The organism is Marinobacter sp. X15-166B (genome assembly GCF_001752365.1).
Classification (GTDB): Bacteria; Pseudomonadota; Gammaproteobacteria; order Pseudomonadales; family Oleiphilaceae; genus Marinobacter.
In genome coordinates, this window is record NZ_MEIY01000001.1 from 95,972 (window position 1) to 112,119 (window position 16,148).

The window sequence follows — 16,148 nt, forward strand, 5'->3', positions numbered from 1 at the left end:
GCACTCCTCGCCTGTTAAAACATTCAGCGCAGATACGCGTGGGCAACGGCCTGAGTATAGCTGGTGACGCCCTTGTGCAAACCGCGCATCAACCCCCTCAACAGACCTTCCGCGGTATACAGGGTCATCTGGGTGTCGGCGGTGATCTTGTCCTTGCCGCCATACCGCTGCAGGATCCCGGCGCGCGACATAAACTCCACCGCACCACCCAAAGCGTCACCCACGGCGCCCCCAGCAATCACCCCTGAAAGCGCGCTCGGGTTGTGCTTGCGGGTTCGGAGGCCGCAACCCAGGATTGAGAATTGTTGTCCATGGCATACCACTCCCTGTATTGCTGCCTGGGCTCACATCACGACGTGCCTATTTTTCACGCGTTAAATTGTTAAGATGACGACCACCCAATAGTTTGCAGGCGACCGGATAAACTGACTTTATTTGAATGGAGAGCCCAATGACACCTACCCGGTATCACATATTCCTGTCCCACGGCCGGGACAGCCACCCCAACGCCCGCAAAATGCAGGCCCTCAAAGCGGTGGCCGACGCCTTCGACGGCGTTACCACCGCGGTGCTCGACCACCAAGTCACCAAAGACCCGGCCGAACGACTCACCCACATGGCCGCCGCCATTGAAAACGCCGGGGCCAGTCCCGATCGGATCATCTTGGCGGGCTCCAGTATGGGCGGCTGGGTCTGTGCACAGACCGCCAGCGAGATGCCGGTACTCGGCTGCTTGCTGCTCGCGCCGGCTCTGGGCCTGCCCAGCTACCCCAGCACCAGTCCGATTTTACGTGCCCGACACAGCCTCATCGTTCATGGCTGGGATGACGAAGTCGTGCCGGTTGGGCCGGTCATCGAGACCGCTCAAGCCCAGCGCGTGCCGCTGCTGCTGTTACCCGATGGCCATCGTCTCAGCAACAGCATGGAGCGGATCACGGGGGAGTTTCACAAGTTGTTGGTTCGGTGTGGGCTGTCAGTAAGAGACCATAGCCCCGGTGACGCAATTATGGACCGGGGTTCACCTCCACACCATCACAACTAGGCTCATCGCCAAACTCATCCATGGCCTATGACTTGATAAAAACCATCAACTAAGCATAACAAGCAATTAGCGTTTCTTTTATTTGCCAAGCCATTAGCACTAAGACATGATCTGAATATTCGCGAATAGTTGTATTAACGGAGTAGTAACCATGTCCAGGGCGAGTCATTGGAGCGATGAAGAAATTGCGCTAACAGTAGCCGACTATATGAAGATGTTGACCCTTGAACTAGCGGGCCAGCGATACAATAAAAGTGCCCACCGTCGAGAGTTACTTAAAAAACTAAATGGGCGCAGTGACGGCGCCGTTGAACGTAAACGTCAAAATATCAGCGCAATTCTCCGCGACCTGAACTGTTTTTGGATTCCAGGTTACAAACCTCTTAGTAATTACCAGGAAGTTCTAGCGGCTTACGTCGAAGACTGGATTAACTCCCATTCGGACTTTGATCACGCTTCTCAGGCCGCCGTCAGTCAACCAGCTTTTGTACCTAGTGGCGTTGAATACTCCAGCCTTGTGGTTCAGGCGCCCAAGCCCGAAAACAAAATCCACAAAACCTACCCTCCACATACTCGCAATCGAGTTGCCTCCAAAAGAGACTACCTGGCTCAAGAAGCCCGAAATGCTGCGCTCGGAGAGGCTGGAGAGTTGTTGACTCTGGAATATGAAGAGTATCGGCTCAGATCATCAGGCGAAAAGACCTTAGCTAATCGCATTGAACATGTTTCAAAATCAAAAGGTGACGGTCATGGCTACGACATTTTGTCATTTGATACGTCGGGACAGGAACGTTTTATCGAGGTCAAAACAACCGCCTTCGCTAAAGAAACGCCGTTTTATGCGTCTCGTAACGAGGTTGAATTCTCCGAGGAATTCCCGGATCAATTTCATCTTTACCGCCTATTCGAATTTCGAAAATCACCGAAATTGTTCTCCTTACAGGGCACCATTAGCAATCACTGCCAAATGAATCCTGTGAGTTTTTTATGCAGGTTGAGGTAGTCCTAATAGCCGACCCCGTCGACCTGTCCCGCGCACTCTGGCGAAAATTTTGTGCACTAACCTTGTAGCCAGCGCAAGGGCCTACATCTTGCTCCTTGCGCCAGCTAGCACACCAGAGAAATTCGTCAGAATCGGAACTCGGGCCCAACACTGAAAATATGAATATCGGCCTCACCAAGCTCGTCGTCATCACCGACATTCACCAGATAGTCCCAGTCAGCACGCAATCGCACAGTTTCAGAGACGTCATAACTCACGCCCAGGCCAGTTCTGAAGGCCACGCCACTATCGCTATCGCTTTCTGATACCCGAATGAACCCATTATCGGCGGCAACCTCGTAGTTAAGTCTCCACAGCAGAAGACCTGCCTTGGTAAATACTTTGAAGGGGCCGGTTTCGGGCATACCCAGTTGCAGCGTGGCATCTACAAAGTGACCATTGACGGCCGCAGCGAGACCCACCCCGCCATAAACACCACTTGCCTCAATATCATCGATATAGCGGTAGCCAAATTCCAGATTGGCAAGACCGTTCAGCTCTGTTCCTCCATGGATACGTAGGGTTCCAGCACTGTCGTCGCACGACGTCTCAGACCCATCACAAAAATCATCCACAGTAGCCTGCCCTAGCGAGATCCCCAGATACCCCGGCTGTGCCTGAGCGGCATGAGTCGGTGTATAGGCAATAACGGCGAGGGACAATAACAATGCAGACTTATTGAATTTCATTACAACTTCCTTTTGCGGTTAACAATACCCAGTGAATCAATGGCCACAGTGAGTGATGCAACAGTCATCGAGCCACTGCAACAGGGTTGCACTTTAATGCGATGAAGCCACACAAACAAAGTTTCCCTCCTGCAACCTCGCCTCCCCATCCCACCGATAGGCACACAACTTCCCCCCACGCTCCCCCGCGACGCTGTAATCCAGGCATGCCACCCGGTCCGTCAATGGCGCCGGCTCGCCACTCATCCAGTAGTGCCCCACAAACAAGGGCTTTTTATGGTCGTAACCGGGCGTTATGTGGTCGGCCACCGGTTGGTGGGGGATTTTGTCGATTTGGGAGCTGGGCACCATGGCCAGGTCACGGTAGGTCAGCTTGTCGATCTGCCACCATCGGGTGCGCACGATGGTGCGTTTGTTGCCTTCACCGTCGTGAAAGTAATGCCCTGCGGGCAGGGGTATCTCCAGGCCTTTGAGTAAGGTTTCAATAACTTCGTAGGCTTCGCTGCCCTTGCGGCTGCTGGCTTCCCAGGCTTCGGGTAACAGGCGGTTCTGGTCATCGGTGATGGTGGCGGCGGCTTTTATATACTGCGGGTGCCAGCAGGCATGCACCACACGCAACTCGGGCAGTTCAAGGTAAATCGGCAGGGTTCTGAACCAGGCGAGCAGTTTGCCGTGCAGCTCACTGCCCTCACCCACCTGCGCCAAAAACGCCTGATGCTGGTCCAGATTGCGGGCGGTATGGGGGCGCAGGTAATCGCCGGGGTTCTGCGGGTCGGGCATGGCCCATACTACTGCGTTGTACTCGTGGTTACCCATCACCGCCAGCGCATGGCCCCTTTCCACCATGGTTTTGGCGATCAATACGATTTCTATTTGCTGCGGGCCCCGGTCGATAAAATCCCCCACAAAGATCACCCGGCGCTCCGGGTGCTGCCACACACCGTCGATTTCCCGGTAATCCATTTTGGTGAGCAGGGCTTTCAGTTCGGTGGCGTAACCGTGGATATCGCCAATCAAATCGTACATCGATACTGCGTCCTTCATCGATTTTGGCTGGAATCAGTACATCGCGGGCTAACGGATAGGGTGCGTTTTATTTGTCGTGAACCCATATTGCGGGATCTGCCCCGAATTGCCAAGCCGGGAAAGGCGGGTCAGGACAAAGTGACGTTGCCGACTTCAGACCGCGCTTGGTGACTCCAAATGTGTCGAAATAATTTACATCGCATTTTGGTCTTCATTTTAGACGACTGTTTTTATTACAGTTATTTTCCTGGCATGGCTATTGCTGCTGACTGGTCATTGATCCCGCGCCGAACCCGGCGCCCCGACAAGGAAGGCAACTGATGAAACTCAAACTTGCGATGGCGGCTGCGCTACTTGCTGCATCAGTTCAGGCTCATGCGGTGTTGATTATCGATAATTCGACCACCGGGCGTTACAACGACGGTCTCGGCGACCTGGCCGCCATGGACGGCCCGGGAGGCTTTCTTTTGGGACCGAATGTCAGCGAGGGCGACCCGACCATTGTATTGGGCGCCGACCCCGGTTTCGCGTTCACGCCAGAGTTTGGCGCGGATTGGTTGGGCGGTGATTACACAGGGGGCACCTGGAGCCCGCCGGGGACCGCCATCCCGAGTTCCTGGGCGGTTAATACCGAAACCGCCATTGTGTACGACTTCACCCTCGACAGCCTTGCCGATCTGACGATCGACGTCGGGGTCGATAACGGCATTGTGATATGGCTGGACGGTGCGTTTGTATTTGGTGCCACCCGCGCAGGGGGGGCCAGTCTGGACGAATACGATATCAGCCTGCCCGGCATTGCGGCGGGCGATCACGCGCTGCAGATCCTGCGTGCTGACCACGGCGGCGCCACAGGCTACGTTATTGAGGTTAACTCCGCAGCGGTATCGGTGCCGGAACCCGCCACTCTGGGTCTCATCACTCTGGGGCTGGTCGGTTTAGCGACAACCCGGCGCAGAAAAAACCGCTGACTGACGCTTGAGTTAACCCCCGGCCCCTTATGCGGAGCGCTGTTGGAAAACAGCGGCTCCGGCTTCTGGCACCCGCCTACCAATGTGGTTGTTACCCCGGCAACTGCCGCCGGTCCTGCACATAAAATGTCCGCCAGTCCCCGCGTGTTGCACGCAGCCCACCAGTGGTGGCCCCACGGCAGGCTCACCGTTCATCCAACCATCGCTCTCATCACAGGTTACTGTCTGGCGGACGCAGACGTGCTGCGGCAGGTCATTGGGGGGCGTCCAGACTGAGCTTAATTGACGGTCGATCGAGCATCGCCCATAAAAACACACGACGGTTTGATAGGATCAGGGGGTATTCACAGGTTTTAACCAAGGACTTTTACGTTAATGCCCTACCCCATTGAACAAAAACTGGTGATTGCGGTGGCCTCCAGCGCACTGTTTGATCTGTCGGAATCCGACCATGTATTTCGCAAACAGGGTGAGCAGGCCTATCGGCAGTATCAGGAAGCCCATCAGCACGAGCCCTTTCGCAAGGGGGTGGCCTTTCCGTTTGTGCGGCGTTTTCTGAGCATCAATCAGAAGTTTCCCGAGCAGTGTCCGGTGGAGGTGGTGTTGCTGTCGCGCAACTCGGTGATTACCGGCAAGCGGGTGTTCCACTCCATTCATCACCACGGTCTGGACATTACCCGGGCGGCCTTTCTGGAAGGTAAATCGCCCTACGCCTACATCCCCGCGTTCAATGCCTCACTGTTTTTGTCGGCCAACGAGGCGGATGTGCTTCAGGCCCTCGATTACGGCCATCCGGCGGGCACGGTGCTGCCCAGCCAGGTGGTAGACGACCAGGGGGATACAGAGTTGCGCATTGCCTTTGACTTCGACGGAGTGATTGCCGACGACGCCTCGGAGCAGGTGTTCAAGGCCGGATCCCTGGAGGCGTTTCAGGCCCATGAGACCTCCCGATCCCACATCCCCCACAGCCCGGGCCCGCTGGCGGACCTGTTCCGCAAGCTCGCGCACCTGCAGCAATTGGAAAACCAGGCCCTGGCCGACGACCCCGACTATCAACGGGTGTTACGCACCGCCATTGTCACCGCCCGCAACGCCCCGTCCCACGAACGGGTGATCACCACTCTGGAACACTGGGGCGTGGACGTAAATGCGGTGTTCTTTCTGGGCGGTATGCAGAAAGACCGGATTCTGAACGTGCTCAAGCCCCACATGTTTTTTGATGACCAACGTTCCCACCTGCAGTCGGAGGCGGGCGATATCCCCATGGTGCACGTACCTTTTGGAGTGGCCAACGCGGCCCCCGAAGACTGATTGCCGCACTCGCACAAAAAAAGTTTGATATATTTTTTTCTTTTTTTTGCAACACGTTAACACAAAACCATTGCTTGCACGAAAACTATTTGTTGCGCCGCAGCAAAAGACCCTATACCATTCAACTCATCAACTAATTTCTTATACGAGGAACACACCATGTTCAACACTATCCCTACTGTCGACTTTTCCGCTTTTGGCACTCCTGTACAGAAGCTGATCGAGCTGAACACCGCCACCTTCACCAAGGCGCTTGAAGCTCAGCAAGCCGCTGTTGAAAAGCAAACCGCGCAAGTACAGGCCGACTTCAAAGCGTTCACCGAAATCAAAGACGTTGAAGGTCTGACCTCTTTCGTGACTGCGAAGACAGAAGACGCCAAAGCCAACTTTGAAGCGCTGAAGAGCGAAGCAGAAACTCTGGCCCAGAACACCCAGGCCTACTTTGCTGAAGTGCAGGCTATCCTGACCGAAAGCCTGACCCCGGTAGCGCCGGCTGCTAAAGCCTCTGCCAAAAAAGCTGCTTAATTCAAGTCAGTTTTAAAAAGCCCCCATCAGCAATGATGGGGGCTTTTTTTATGCCTCGGGAAACGTCCGGAGCTACGAGAACTCGTGGGGCAGATCCAGGGTGGAGCTCACCCCCAGGCTGTCATAATGGGCGTCCAGAAACGCCCGCGCGGCTGCCCGGCCAATGTCGCGCAGATGGGTCAGAAATGCCCATTCCGCATTCAATTTGCTGGACGCAGATAACGGGTTGAGTTGTTCGGTGGCCTCGATCCGATGCACCAGAATTTCCGCATAATGCCCCCGGTCCAGCCGGTTTTGCTGCAACAATCGTTGCACAAACTCAATACCGCGCAATTCTCGCAGCAGCGATGAATTGAACGATATTTCGTTAACCCGGTTCTGGATCTCCCGCGCGGATTTCGGCGTGGCCGTGCGCTCGATCGGATTCACCTGAACGATTAATATATCCCGGGAGTGGGTGGAGTGGAACAAGGGATACAGGGGCGGATTGCCGACAAAGCCACCGTCCCAATAGGGCACCCCGTCGATTTCGACGGCCTGATACAGGGTGGGTAAACAGGCCGACGCCAACAGCATATCCGCGGTCAGTTCGTCACGTTCGAAGACTTTTACTTTGCCCGTATGCACGTTGGTGGCGGCGATGAACAGTTTTAACTCACTGCAGGCCCTGACTTTTTCGAAGTCGATGGTCGACTCGACCAGGTTACGTAATGGATTGATGTTCAGCGGGTTGAGGCTGTAGGGTGACGTCACCCGGCTGAACAGATCAAACATCAGGTAGCCGGGGGAGTGATCCAGACTCCAGCGCCCGGCGAGCAAGTCGAGCGGGCTTCGCTGGATGGGGCTCAACCGGCCCATCTGCGATACCTGGCGCCAGAACCGCCCCAGGGCCTCGCGGGCGCCGTCGGCCCCGCCGTCCATATAGCCTTGCGCTAACACAACGGCGTTCATCGCCCCCGCGCTGGTGCCCGAAATGCCCGCCACACTGACGCGCCCGTCTTCCATGAAATAGTCCAGCACCCCCCAGGTAAATGCCCCGTGGGAGCCCCCGCCTTGCAGGGCCAGATTGACCGGTTTTTTGTGCATCGGCGCGGGTTTCCTTGTGTCTGGCGGTAAGGGGTGTTGCACAACGCCTACTGTACACCCTGTTCACTGCCAACGGGAATACCACCCCCGGCTCCGGCACCGCCCCGGACTGCCCCCTTATAACTCGCGCCGGCTTTGCCACTTGGCCAGCGCGATCCGGCTTCTCACCCCCATTCCCAAAATGGGTTCGGGTGGGTTGAGGCTTGGCATGCCGGTCACCTGCTGGATGTCCCGCAGCTGTTGGGACTCTGCACCCACCGCCAGATCGGCCAGCAAAGTGCCCGATACGGTACCCCAGGCCACGCCTACCCCGTTGTCACAAGCACTGGCGTAGAGGCCATCTTCCAACCGCCCGAAAAAGTTGGTGAAATTACGGGAGATGGCGTAGACCCCGCCCCAGGTATGGGTAAAAGGCACCTCGGCCAACTCCGGGTAGCGGACCAGAAACGCCTGGCGATGATCCGCCTGAATGCGCTGGCGTTGGCGCTCATCGATGCTGCTGCCATACCGAGGCACATGCCTGTAGCTGTTGCGGATCAGAATGCGCCGGTCAGCGGTCATGCGCAGGGTAGTGCCGGCATGATCCGCCGGGGTCAGCCCCCAGTTCAGCTCACCGCCGTAACGGCCCAGCTCCGCGTCGGTCAGCGGCCGGGTCCAGCTGGCAAAGGTCATCACCGGCAGCAACCGGTGCTTCAGATAGCCGAACTCACGGGTGAAGATGCTGGTACCCAACAGCAGTTTCGGGGTGTGAATCTCACCCAGTTCCCCCTTCAGGCGCCACCGGCCGCCCTGGCGTTGCAATTCGCGGATGGGTGACTGCTCCAGCAGTTCGACGTTGTCCGGCAGATGATCCGCCATGCCACGCACCAGCGCGGCCGGCTGCATCAGGTAGCCCCCCGGGGTAAAGATCGCGCGTCGATAATAGGCGGTGCCCAACACCGCACTCAGTTCACTGTGCCCCACCATGCGAAAGGGTTCGCCCAGATCGTTCATCAGGTGCTCAAAGTGATCGAGAAAGGCTTCGCCCCGCGCGCTCACCGCGCCCTGGTACTTGCCAACTGCGGACCACTGGCAATCGATGCGGTGGCGCTGAACCAGACCGTCCAGTTGCGCGATGGCCGCGCGATTAAGCCCCAGCAGTTTCTGCTTGTGGGCCGGATCCGGGTGTTCCAGTGCAAACTTGTGGGGCAGATCGATCACGAAACCCGAATTCCGCCCCGACGCCCCCTCGGCAACCCGTTGCGCGTCCACCAGCAGAACGCGCGCGTCCGGGCGGTGTTCGGCCAGCCGGCGGGCCGCCGCCAGGCCGGCAAAACCGGCGCCCAGCACCGCGTAATCGGCCTGTTGTACGCCGTTAAGCCGGGTGACCGGCGCGGCCGGTGGCAATGCCTGATACCAGCCGCAGCTGCGGTCATCCTTGGGTAAATTGACCATGCTCTGCTCCTCAGGCTGCCAGTTCTCGGCCCTCGGCGCGATCACCCAGCCAGCCTGGCCGATGGAGCCTGTTCGTCCTCGGTGATCTCAAGCATGTCGAAATCGGCCTTGCCCACCAGACAATCGGGGCACAGCCAATCCTCCGGCACGTCTTCCCAGCGGGTGCCGGGGGCAATACCGTCGGCCGGCCAGCCTTTGGCTTCGTCGTAAATCAATCCACAGATGATGCACATCCACATTTTCATCGTGATTCTCCCCACTACCCTGTTTCCTGCTGACACCAATCGCTGCCAGGATCACCCCTGGCCCAGACGAATACCGATGTTGCGCGTCTGGACATAACTGTACAGCGCTTCCTGGCCCTTCTCTCGACCGAAGCCTGACAGCCCCACACCGCCGAAGGGTGTTTCCACCCCCCCGGCAAACCACTCGTTGATGTACACCTGGCCACCACGCAAGCGGTTGGCGACCCGCAGGGTCTGGTTCAGGCCTTCACCAAACACCCCGGCGACCAGGCCAAAATCGGTGCCATTGGCGAGGGCCACGGCCTCGTCTTCGCTGTCGAAAGGCATGATCACCAGCACCGGGCCGAACACTTCTTCCCGGGCGATGGTCATGTCCGCGCTCGCCTCGATCACCGTCGGCGCCACAAAATAGCCGGCCCGATCCGGGGCCACACCACCGGTGAGAATTTTGGCTCCTTCGGTACCGGCCTGGTCGATCATCGCCAGGATGCCCTCTTGCTGCTGCCGGGACACCACCGGGGTCAGATCCGGGTTGTCTTCCCCCAGGCCGATGCTCAGGCTTTCCGCCAACGCAACCACTGCGGCTTTTACTTCGTCGTAGCGGTCACGCTGGATCAGTAAGCGCGACATGGCCGAACACACCTGTCCGGCGTTGAAGAAGATGCCGGCTTTCACACTGGCCAGCAGGGTCTCCAGATTCGCATCCTTGAGCACGATCGCAGCGGACTTGCCGCCCAGCTCCATCACCGCCGGCGTGGCGCGCTCGGCCGCATCCTTGAGGATGCGCTGGCCGGTGGGCACCGAGCCGATGAACACGATCTGGTTGGTGCTCTGATGCCGGACCAGATGACTGCCCACTGTCGAGCCCTGACCGCACAGCAGATTGACCGCCCCTTGCGGGAAGCCGGCCTGCTCCACCGCCTTGATCAACAAGGTCATGGCCAGGGGCGAAAGTTCCGGTGACTTGATCACCACCGCATTGCCGGCCGCCAGCGCCGGGGCCAGCGAGCGGGCGCAAATGGACACCGGGAAGTTCCAGGGAACAATTTGCACCGACACGCCGAAGGGCACGTACTGGGTGAAGTCCACATAATCCTTGCCGAGGGGCACCGAGATGCCTTCAATCTTGTCGGCCATACCCGCGTAGTATTCAAAGTAGCGGGCCGCTTCGATGAACTCATCCCGGGCGTCGTTCAGGCTCTTGCCGTTTTCGCGACAGGCCACCAGTGCGCCTTCGTCGGCGATGGCCCGGATGGCGTCGGCGGCTTTCAGCATCCAGGTGGTGCGCCGGGCCGGGCGCACGTCGCTCAGGGCACCGCTGTCCGCACAACGGCGCGCGGCCGCCATGGCCAGATCGGCGTCGTCAATGCCAGCTTGGGCGATGGTGGCGTAAGGCTGTCCGGTGCCCGGGTTCAGCACGGTGAGCTGATTGGCGGCATCCCGCCACTGCCCGTCGATATAGTTCTGATAATGCTGCATGGGTTACACCTCCAGTCCTGCTTTGGTTTGCGTCGCCAGCCATTTCTGGAAGAAGTGAGTCGGCAGGTCCATTTCCGGCGAGAACACGCCTCCCCCGAAACCGGGAGAATGACGGCCTTTCTGCATGCCCTCCACTGCGCCGATGTCTTCGGTGAACACCACGCGCCAGGACTCCAGGGTCGCGGTGCGGCAGGCGGCGTACTCATCTTTGAGCGCCTCGTCACCCACGTAGTACAGGCGCAGTTTTTCCAGCGTCTGTTCGGCGTGAACGGGGTCGATCATCATGGCAAACGCGTGATCGGCCTGAATGCCCAGCAGCACGTTGGGAAACAGTGCCACGTATTCGGCATGGCGCAACTTATCCCCGGGCCAGCTCGGGAACTTTGGCAAATGGGTACCGGCGGTATCCGACAGGTTGTAGGCGGTGCTGCCCTGCCCGGCCATGCGGTCTTCAATCATGATGTTATAATGGTCTTCCAGCTTGGAGTAGGAGTTCAGGCTGGGGTGCACCCAGGGCAGATGGTAGGCTTCGCAGTAGTTTTCTACCGTCAGTTTCCAGTTACTCTGAACTTCGATTTCCAGCTGTCCGCCCATGTTCACCCGGCGCAACAGATCCATGCCGTCGGTGCCCCAAAACTCCTGCCAGCGACGTTCCAGAGGCGCGATGTGCTCTGCAAACGGCGCCGCATCCCCGGACAGATTCACGAACACCATGTCCATCCACACGTGGGAGCGCAGCGCTTTCAGACCGTGCTTTTCACACTGGAAGCGATCGTCGGTGTGCTTGCCAATACCGCCAAGGTGCGGCGTGCTCTTCAGGTTACCGTCCAGATCGTAGCTCCAGGAGTGGTAGGGGCAGCGGATCAAGCCCTGAACTTCGCCCGCCTCGTGGACCAGCTGCATGCCCCGGTGACTGCAGACGTTGTGAAAAACCTGCACCAGGCCGTCCTTATTGCGCATCATCAGCAAGGGAAGGTCCATGAAACTGACCGGGATGACATAGCCGTTCTTGATCAGGTCCGACGCAAAGCCGATACAGGCCCAGGTCTTACCGATCACCCGATCCCGCTCGAAGGCGAAATATTGCTGACTGGTGTAGCTTTCGTTCGGTATACCACTGGCCTCGACGATTGGATTCAGCACTTCCTTCACCTGATGAATGGGAATGATGTGCGGATTGATATTGCTCATTGTTATTTCTCCCACGAGGACGCAGGGGACCTGCGCTGATGTTAGCAACGGGACACCTGGGGTGCCGATGAGGCAGAGTATTGGCTAACAACAGCCCGGCGAACAAACGACTTTTTAGCCGGGTATGGATGAGCTTTTGTCATCCATGATCAGCGCTCACTTACGGGTGAGAAAAAATAACAACATCAGCGTGCTACGCCGCGGGAGATTTTATGCGTGCTACCTCTGGATTTCTGAAGGGGCTCAACCCGACCGTGACCATCGCCTCCAAGGTACCGGTCATTGGCTTTGTGCTGTTTTGCGCCATTCTGGCGGCCACTCAGCCAGACACCACCCTGGCGCTGTTTACGCTGTTCGATGGGATGGCCACCGGCCTGGCCACCCTATAGGCCGGGCGTGCAATAAAAAAACCGGCTACCAGCCAACCCGCTCCGGCAACCCCTTGCCACCGACCTGTCCGGGTAATTGTTCCAGCAGCCATTGGCGAAACAGTTTGACGCTGCTGGGTACCACGCCGCGGTTCAGAGGTTCGAGCATGCAAAAATTAGCCGGCGTCCTCAGCACCACATCCAGTGGCCGCACCAAGGCCCCCGTCTCCAGATATTCATCCACCAGAGACCCCCAGGCCAGGGCAACCCCCTGACCATTGATGGCCGCCTGGATCAACATGGGGTAGTTGTTGATGTTGATCCGGTTACGGGGTGTCACCGGAGCCAGGCCCACCTGCTCGAACCAGTCCTCCCAGCTGAGCCAGTCCCGCTGGGATTCATCCAGATACAACAAGGTGCGGCTCAGGCTGTTTTCGTGCGACCGACCCGGTTGTCCCCCAGCGAGATAAGCCGGACTGCACACCGGAAAGACTTCTTCCGGAAACAGCGGGGTCACCTTCATATTATCGGGCGGCAGGCGACAGTAAAACAGCGCGATGTCGCAGTCCAGCCGGCGATAGTCGGTTACCTGATCCGAGGCGAGAATGCGCAGATCCACCTCTTCATGCTGCTGTTGGAACTCCGCCACTTTAGACAGCAACCACAGAGCCGCCATCGCATTGGTGGTGGCTACGGTAATCTCCTGCTCACCCTGCCATTTCTTGATTTCGCCGGTCGCCTGAGCGACATCCAGCAAGGCCCGGTAAATGGTCTGATAATACTGTTGGCCGGTGAGGGTCAAGGATATGTTGCGATTGGCCCGTACAAACAGATCCTTGCCGAGGTACTCCTCCAACTGACGGATCTGGCGACTGATGGCGCCTTGGGTAACGCTGAGTTCATGGGCTGCCTGGGTGAAGCTTTCGTGGCGGGCCGCCGCTTCAAACACGATGAGGCTGTTCATCGGCGGCAGCGGTTTGATTCTCATGGTCGTGCTGGGCATGTGTTCCGGCTCCATGGTCGGTTTTATTATTATGGGAGGCACTTTACCAGTGTTTCAGGGACAACCAGAGGCATCCACCGAGCGGCCGGCGGGAGCAGTGCTCCCGAGCCCCTCGGGCGTGCCGCCATTCAACGACCCAATAACGCCGCCTCAAAGGGATAGCCGGTCAGGTTTTCCACCCCGGTAGCGGTGATCAGCACCTGATCTTCCAGCTTGACGCCTTCCCGGCCGCCGATCGCACCCACATAGGCTTCCACGCACAGCGTCATACCCGGCGCCAGCACGCCCTGATAGCCGTACTCCTCCAGATCTTCAGGGTAGCGAATGCAGGGGTATTCATCGCAGAGCCCCACCCCATGCATCATCACCCCATAGCGCTGGGCCCGGTAGGCCTCCGGCAACCGCAGACCGGCTTCGGTCACCTCCCGAAAGGTCATGCCCGGTTTCAGGATGCTCATATTGTGTTGGATGTGCTCGTAAGCCACCCGGTACAGGGTTTTCTGTTCCTCAGTCGGGGCCCGGTCACCGATCAACCAGGTCCGGGAAATATCGGCACACATGCCATAGGGGCCGATCAGGTCGCTGTCGAAGGCCAGCAGATCCCCGTCCTGCACCACCCGGGGGCCGCACTCCTGAAACCAGGGGTTGGTGCGAGGGCCGGACGACAGCAGGCGGCATTCGATCCACTCGACCCCCCCGGCGGATGTTTTCCGCGTGGAGAATCGACCAGATATCGTTTTCGGTCACCCCGGGCACCGACGCCTGTTGCATCCGTTTCATGGCGATTTCGGTGGACGCAAGGGCGCAACGCATGGCGTTGATTTCATCGGTGTTCTTGATCGAACGGGCCAGTTCCATGACCTTCTGACCGTCCGTGATTTCGATACCGCGACGCTGCAATTGGGTAAAGCCCACCGTCTCGATGGTGTCGACCGCCAGCCGTTTGTTACTGCCGGCTTGGTCCTGCAGCACCGACTGAATTTCGGCGGCGAAGCGCGCGGCGTGCTCCTCGGTCCGATGACCGGTCTCGAAATAGAAGAAGGCGGCGCCGCCTCTCACTTCGTTCACCAGGGGCAAATGCGCCGACAAATGCTCGCAGTTGTGAAAATCCCATAAAATCACGTGCCCGGCCGCGGACACAAAACAGGCCCGGGCGGGGTTGTGCGCAATCCACAGCTGCATGTTGCTGGTATCGGTCGCATAACGGATATTCAGCGGATCGAACAGCAGCACACCGGCCAGATCCCGCTTCTGCAGCTCCCCGACAATCCGTTGCAGGCGGTATTCCCGCATGCGGGACAGGGTGGGCGGTGTCAGCCCCAACTCCTCCCATTCGCGGAACGCCAGCGCGGTGGGGCCTATCTCGACCCGATCGTTGTCGGCCACCGAACCATCGGCTTTGAAAGGGCCCCGACGACGCCTGGGGTCAATTTTTCGGTTGGAAGGTACCGTCGGGAAGACGCGCGCACTGTCCATGGCTTACCTCTGTTTATTGTAATAGATCGCCGCACCGAACTCCCAAGAGGCGCAGTCGGCCCTTGGGCTTTTAACGGACGCGTCGATAACCTGTCACAATAAACAGAGGGCGTAAAGTGACATAAAGTCAGGCGTTCATGAGCCTTACGCATGCGAAGACTGACCAGCCGGACTGGCCTACCCCAGCTGACCGGCCACCCATTGGGTATAACCCTGCATATACTTCTGCAAGAATTCCCGGGTGCCCTCGTTCACCAAAGCGCCGTCTTCATCGAAGGCTTTGTGGGCGGTAGCCAGGGCGAAGTCCGGGGTCAGGAAAACCGGGGTCAGGGTGCCCGCAAAAATGTCCCGCAGGTGCACCTGCGCCCGCGCCCCGCCCAGGGTACTCATGGAACTGCTGATCACGCCGGTGGGTTTGCCAAGCAGCACCGAGTCGAACGCGGGCCGTGAGGCCCAGTCGATGGCGTTTTTCAGCACCCCGGAAACACTGTAATTGTATTCCGGGGTCGAGATCAGCAGGGCGTCGGCGGCGGCTATGGCATCCAGCAGCGCCTTCACGGGAGCCGGTTTGACCTCGCCGTCCAGGTCGCCGTTGTAAAGGGGGATATCCGCCAGATCGAACAACTCGATCGAGGCATCCGGGCCAATGAACTCACCCGCGGCTTTCAGTAAGCGGGTGTTGAAGGAGCCCTTTCGCAAACTGCCACTGATGGCCAGAATCTTCATACTCTCTCTCCTTTGGTTTTTTAAACAGCCAGACGCTTCAGCAGCACCTGATCCAGTGAGAAACGGCCGCCGCCCTGAACCGCAAGCGCCAGCGTCACCGCAACCAGGGTCAGGGCGTACTCGTAACCGTTGTTGGCCATGAACAGGCCGTTGCCAATGTGTACCGCAAACAGGGCAACCAGCATGGTGATGGCCGCTACCAGCGCCGCCGGGCGGGTCAGCAGTCCCAGCACCAGCGCCAGCCCTCCGAAGAATTCGGCACCGCCGGCCAGCAAAGCCATCAGGTAGCCCGGCTCCAGACCGATGCTCGCCATCCATTGTCCGGTACCTTCAAGGCCATAGCCACCAAACCAGCCAAAGAGTTTCTGGGCACCGTGGGCCGCCAGCGTCAGCCCGACCGGTACCCGCAGAATCAGCGCCGCGGTCCCGCCGCTGGAATGGAACAAGGTGTGTGCGTAATCAGACTTGGTCATCATTGCCTCGTATACGTGTCGGTTGTGGGTGTCCGAAGCCGCGCTCCAGACCGTGCACCCA

The 16,148-nt window shown here is 58.5% G+C and carries 18 protein-coding genes and 1 pseudogene; 6 read left to right on the top strand and 13 right to left on the bottom strand.

Translation table 11 applies throughout. The features are described from left to right. Positions 1 to 23 precede the first annotated feature (23 nt). On the bottom strand, positions 24 to 323 hold the full coding sequence (locus BG841_RS00460) for an ADP-ribosylglycohydrolase family protein (protein ID WP_228141554.1): 300 nt from the start codon (positions 321 to 323) through the stop codon (positions 24 to 26). A gap of 128 nt (positions 324 to 451) precedes the next feature. On the opposite strand from BG841_RS00460, the gene BG841_RS00465 reads away from it, so the two are divergent. Together BG841_RS00465 and BG841_RS00470 are read left to right on the top strand one after the other, a co-directional pair. After that, the gene (locus BG841_RS00465; protein WP_070055866.1) at positions 452 to 1,042 is read left to right on the top strand and encodes an alpha/beta hydrolase family protein; all 591 of its coding nucleotides are present in this window, start codon (positions 452 to 454) and stop codon (positions 1,040 to 1,042) included. A gap of 151 nt (positions 1,043 to 1,193) precedes the next feature. Beyond that, on the top strand, positions 1,194 to 2,045 hold the full coding sequence (locus BG841_RS00470) for a DUF3883 domain-containing protein (RefSeq protein WP_070055867.1): 852 nt from the start codon (positions 1,194 to 1,196) through the stop codon (positions 2,043 to 2,045). A 125-nt stretch (positions 2,046 to 2,170) separates the two neighbouring features. Here the strand turns inward: BG841_RS00470 and BG841_RS00475 are convergent, their stop codons facing one another. Both BG841_RS00475 and BG841_RS00480 read right to left on the bottom strand, forming a co-directional pair. Continuing rightward, on the bottom strand, positions 2,171 to 2,773 hold the full coding sequence (locus BG841_RS00475; RefSeq protein ID WP_070055868.1) for an outer membrane beta-barrel protein: 603 nt from the start codon (positions 2,771 to 2,773) through the stop codon (positions 2,171 to 2,173). Between the two features lie 93 nt (positions 2,774 to 2,866). Continuing rightward, complete coding sequence (locus BG841_RS00480; RefSeq protein ID WP_070055869.1) at positions 2,867 to 3,799, bottom strand: metallophosphoesterase; 933 nt, start codon at positions 3,797 to 3,799, stop codon at positions 2,867 to 2,869. A 320-nt stretch (positions 3,800 to 4,119) separates the two neighbouring features. Between BG841_RS00480 and BG841_RS00485 the strand changes: the two genes are divergently transcribed. The 3 genes from BG841_RS00485 to BG841_RS00495 all read left to right on the top strand — a co-directional run bounded on the left by BG841_RS00485 (position 4,120) and on the right by BG841_RS00495 (position 6,606). Next, positions 4,120 to 4,770 carry a PEP-CTERM sorting domain-containing protein gene (locus BG841_RS00485; RefSeq protein WP_070055870.1) on the top strand — a complete coding sequence of 217 codons (651 nt, stop codon included), beginning with the start codon at positions 4,120 to 4,122 and terminating at the stop codon, positions 4,768 to 4,770. Positions 4,771 to 5,145: 375 nt separating this feature from the next. Next, positions 5,146 to 6,081: a 5'-nucleotidase gene (locus tag BG841_RS00490; RefSeq protein WP_070055871.1), complete on the top strand. Its 936-nt coding sequence runs from the start codon at positions 5,146 to 5,148 to the stop codon at positions 6,079 to 6,081. 159 nt (positions 6,082 to 6,240) lie between these two features. After that, the gene (locus tag BG841_RS00495; RefSeq protein ID WP_070055872.1) at positions 6,241 to 6,606 is read left to right on the top strand and encodes a hypothetical protein; all 366 of its coding nucleotides are present in this window, start codon (positions 6,241 to 6,243) and stop codon (positions 6,604 to 6,606) included. A gap of 72 nt (positions 6,607 to 6,678) precedes the next feature. On the opposite strand, the gene BG841_RS00500 is transcribed toward BG841_RS00495, so the two are convergent. The 5 genes from BG841_RS00500 to BG841_RS00520 all read right to left on the bottom strand — a co-directional run bounded on the left by BG841_RS00500 (position 6,679) and on the right by BG841_RS00520 (position 12,041). Continuing rightward, positions 6,679 to 7,692 carry a patatin-like phospholipase family protein gene (locus BG841_RS00500; protein ID WP_070055873.1) on the bottom strand — a complete coding sequence of 338 codons (1,014 nt, stop codon included), beginning with the start codon at positions 7,690 to 7,692 and terminating at the stop codon, positions 6,679 to 6,681. 117 nt (positions 7,693 to 7,809) lie between these two features. Next, entirely contained in the window at positions 7,810 to 9,126 is a 1,317-nt protein-coding gene (locus BG841_RS00505) for an NAD(P)/FAD-dependent oxidoreductase (protein WP_070055874.1), read from the bottom strand. 41 nt (positions 9,127 to 9,167) lie between these two features. Continuing rightward, positions 9,168 to 9,371: a rubredoxin gene (locus BG841_RS00510; RefSeq protein WP_070055875.1), complete on the bottom strand. Its 204-nt coding sequence runs from the start codon at positions 9,369 to 9,371 to the stop codon at positions 9,168 to 9,170. A gap of 51 nt (positions 9,372 to 9,422) precedes the next feature. Next, complete coding sequence (locus BG841_RS00515) at positions 9,423 to 10,850, bottom strand: aldehyde dehydrogenase family protein (protein ID WP_070055876.1); 1,428 nt, start codon at positions 10,848 to 10,850, stop codon at positions 9,423 to 9,425. 3 nt (positions 10,851 to 10,853) lie between these two features. Beyond that, on the bottom strand, positions 10,854 to 12,041 hold the full coding sequence (locus BG841_RS00520) for an aromatic ring-hydroxylating oxygenase subunit alpha (RefSeq protein ID WP_070055877.1): 1,188 nt from the start codon (positions 12,039 to 12,041) through the stop codon (positions 10,854 to 10,856). Positions 12,042 to 12,253: 212 nt separating this feature from the next. On the opposite strand from BG841_RS00520, the gene BG841_RS16995 reads away from it, so the two are divergent. After that, positions 12,254 to 12,430 carry a hypothetical protein gene (locus BG841_RS16995; protein ID WP_158007583.1) on the top strand — a complete coding sequence of 59 codons (177 nt, stop codon included), beginning with the start codon at positions 12,254 to 12,256 and terminating at the stop codon, positions 12,428 to 12,430. A gap of 25 nt (positions 12,431 to 12,455) precedes the next feature. Here the strand turns inward: BG841_RS16995 and BG841_RS00525 are convergent, their stop codons facing one another. From BG841_RS00525 to BG841_RS00540, 5 genes and pseudogenes are all read right to left on the bottom strand, one after another. Continuing rightward, positions 12,456 to 13,397, bottom strand: a complete 942-nt coding sequence (locus tag BG841_RS00525) for a LysR substrate-binding domain-containing protein (RefSeq protein WP_070058619.1) — start codon at positions 13,395 to 13,397, stop codon at positions 12,456 to 12,458. A 143-nt stretch (positions 13,398 to 13,540) separates the two neighbouring features. Beyond that, a complete protein-coding gene (locus BG841_RS17120; RefSeq protein ID WP_416202623.1) occupies positions 13,541 to 14,146 on the bottom strand; it encodes a M24 family metallopeptidase in 606 nt (201 codons plus the stop codon). Between the two features lie 163 nt (positions 14,147 to 14,309). Next, positions 14,310 to 14,888, bottom strand: a pseudogene (locus BG841_RS17675) (aminopeptidase P family N-terminal domain-containing protein); the annotation flags it as partial. A gap of 177 nt (positions 14,889 to 15,065) precedes the next feature. Beyond that, a complete protein-coding gene (locus tag BG841_RS00535) occupies positions 15,066 to 15,614 on the bottom strand; it encodes an NADPH-dependent FMN reductase (protein WP_070055878.1) in 549 nt (182 codons plus the stop codon). 20 nt (positions 15,615 to 15,634) lie between these two features. Beyond that, the gene (locus tag BG841_RS00540; RefSeq protein ID WP_070055879.1) at positions 15,635 to 16,087 is read right to left on the bottom strand and encodes a DoxX family protein; all 453 of its coding nucleotides are present in this window, start codon (positions 16,085 to 16,087) and stop codon (positions 15,635 to 15,637) included. Between the last annotated feature and the right edge of the window lie 61 nt (positions 16,088 to 16,148).

Coding starts and splice junctions, on each gene's coding strand:
- BG841_RS00465 (WP_070055866.1), top strand. CDS start 452: ATGACACCTACCCGGTATCACATATTCCTGTCCCACGGCCGGGACAGC.
- BG841_RS00470 (WP_070055867.1), top strand. CDS start 1,194: ATGTCCAGGGCGAGTCATTGGAGCGATGAAGAAATTGCGCTAACAGTA.
- BG841_RS00475 (WP_070055868.1), bottom strand. CDS start 2,773: ATGAAATTCAATAAGTCTGCATTGTTATTGTCCCTCGCCGTTATTGCC.
- BG841_RS00480 (WP_070055869.1), bottom strand. CDS start 3,799: ATGTACGATTTGATTGGCGATATCCACGGTTACGCCACCGAACTGAAA.
- BG841_RS00485 (WP_070055870.1), top strand. CDS start 4,120: ATGAAACTCAAACTTGCGATGGCGGCTGCGCTACTTGCTGCATCAGTT.
- BG841_RS00490 (WP_070055871.1), top strand. CDS start 5,146: ATGCCCTACCCCATTGAACAAAAACTGGTGATTGCGGTGGCCTCCAGC.
- BG841_RS00495 (WP_070055872.1), top strand. CDS start 6,241: ATGTTCAACACTATCCCTACTGTCGACTTTTCCGCTTTTGGCACTCCT.
- BG841_RS00500 (WP_070055873.1), bottom strand. CDS start 7,692: ATGCACAAAAAACCGGTCAATCTGGCCCTGCAAGGCGGGGGCTCCCAC.
- BG841_RS00505 (WP_070055874.1), bottom strand. CDS start 9,126: ATGGTCAATTTACCCAAGGATGACCGCAGCTGCGGCTGGTATCAGGCA.
- BG841_RS00510 (WP_070055875.1), bottom strand. CDS start 9,371: ATGAAAATGTGGATGTGCATCATCTGTGGATTGATTTACGACGAAGCC.
- BG841_RS00515 (WP_070055876.1), bottom strand. CDS start 10,850: ATGCAGCATTATCAGAACTATATCGACGGGCAGTGGCGGGATGCCGCC.
- BG841_RS00520 (WP_070055877.1), bottom strand. CDS start 12,041: ATGAGCAATATCAATCCGCACATCATTCCCATTCATCAGGTGAAGGAA.
- BG841_RS16995 (WP_158007583.1), top strand. CDS start 12,254: ATGCGTGCTACCTCTGGATTTCTGAAGGGGCTCAACCCGACCGTGACC.
- BG841_RS00525 (WP_070058619.1), bottom strand. CDS start 13,397: ATGAGAATCAAACCGCTGCCGCCGATGAACAGCCTCATCGTGTTTGAA.
- BG841_RS00535 (WP_070055878.1), bottom strand. CDS start 15,614: ATGAAGATTCTGGCCATCAGTGGCAGTTTGCGAAAGGGCTCCTTCAAC.
- BG841_RS00540 (WP_070055879.1), bottom strand. CDS start 16,087: ATGACCAAGTCTGATTACGCACACACCTTGTTCCATTCCAGCGGCGGG.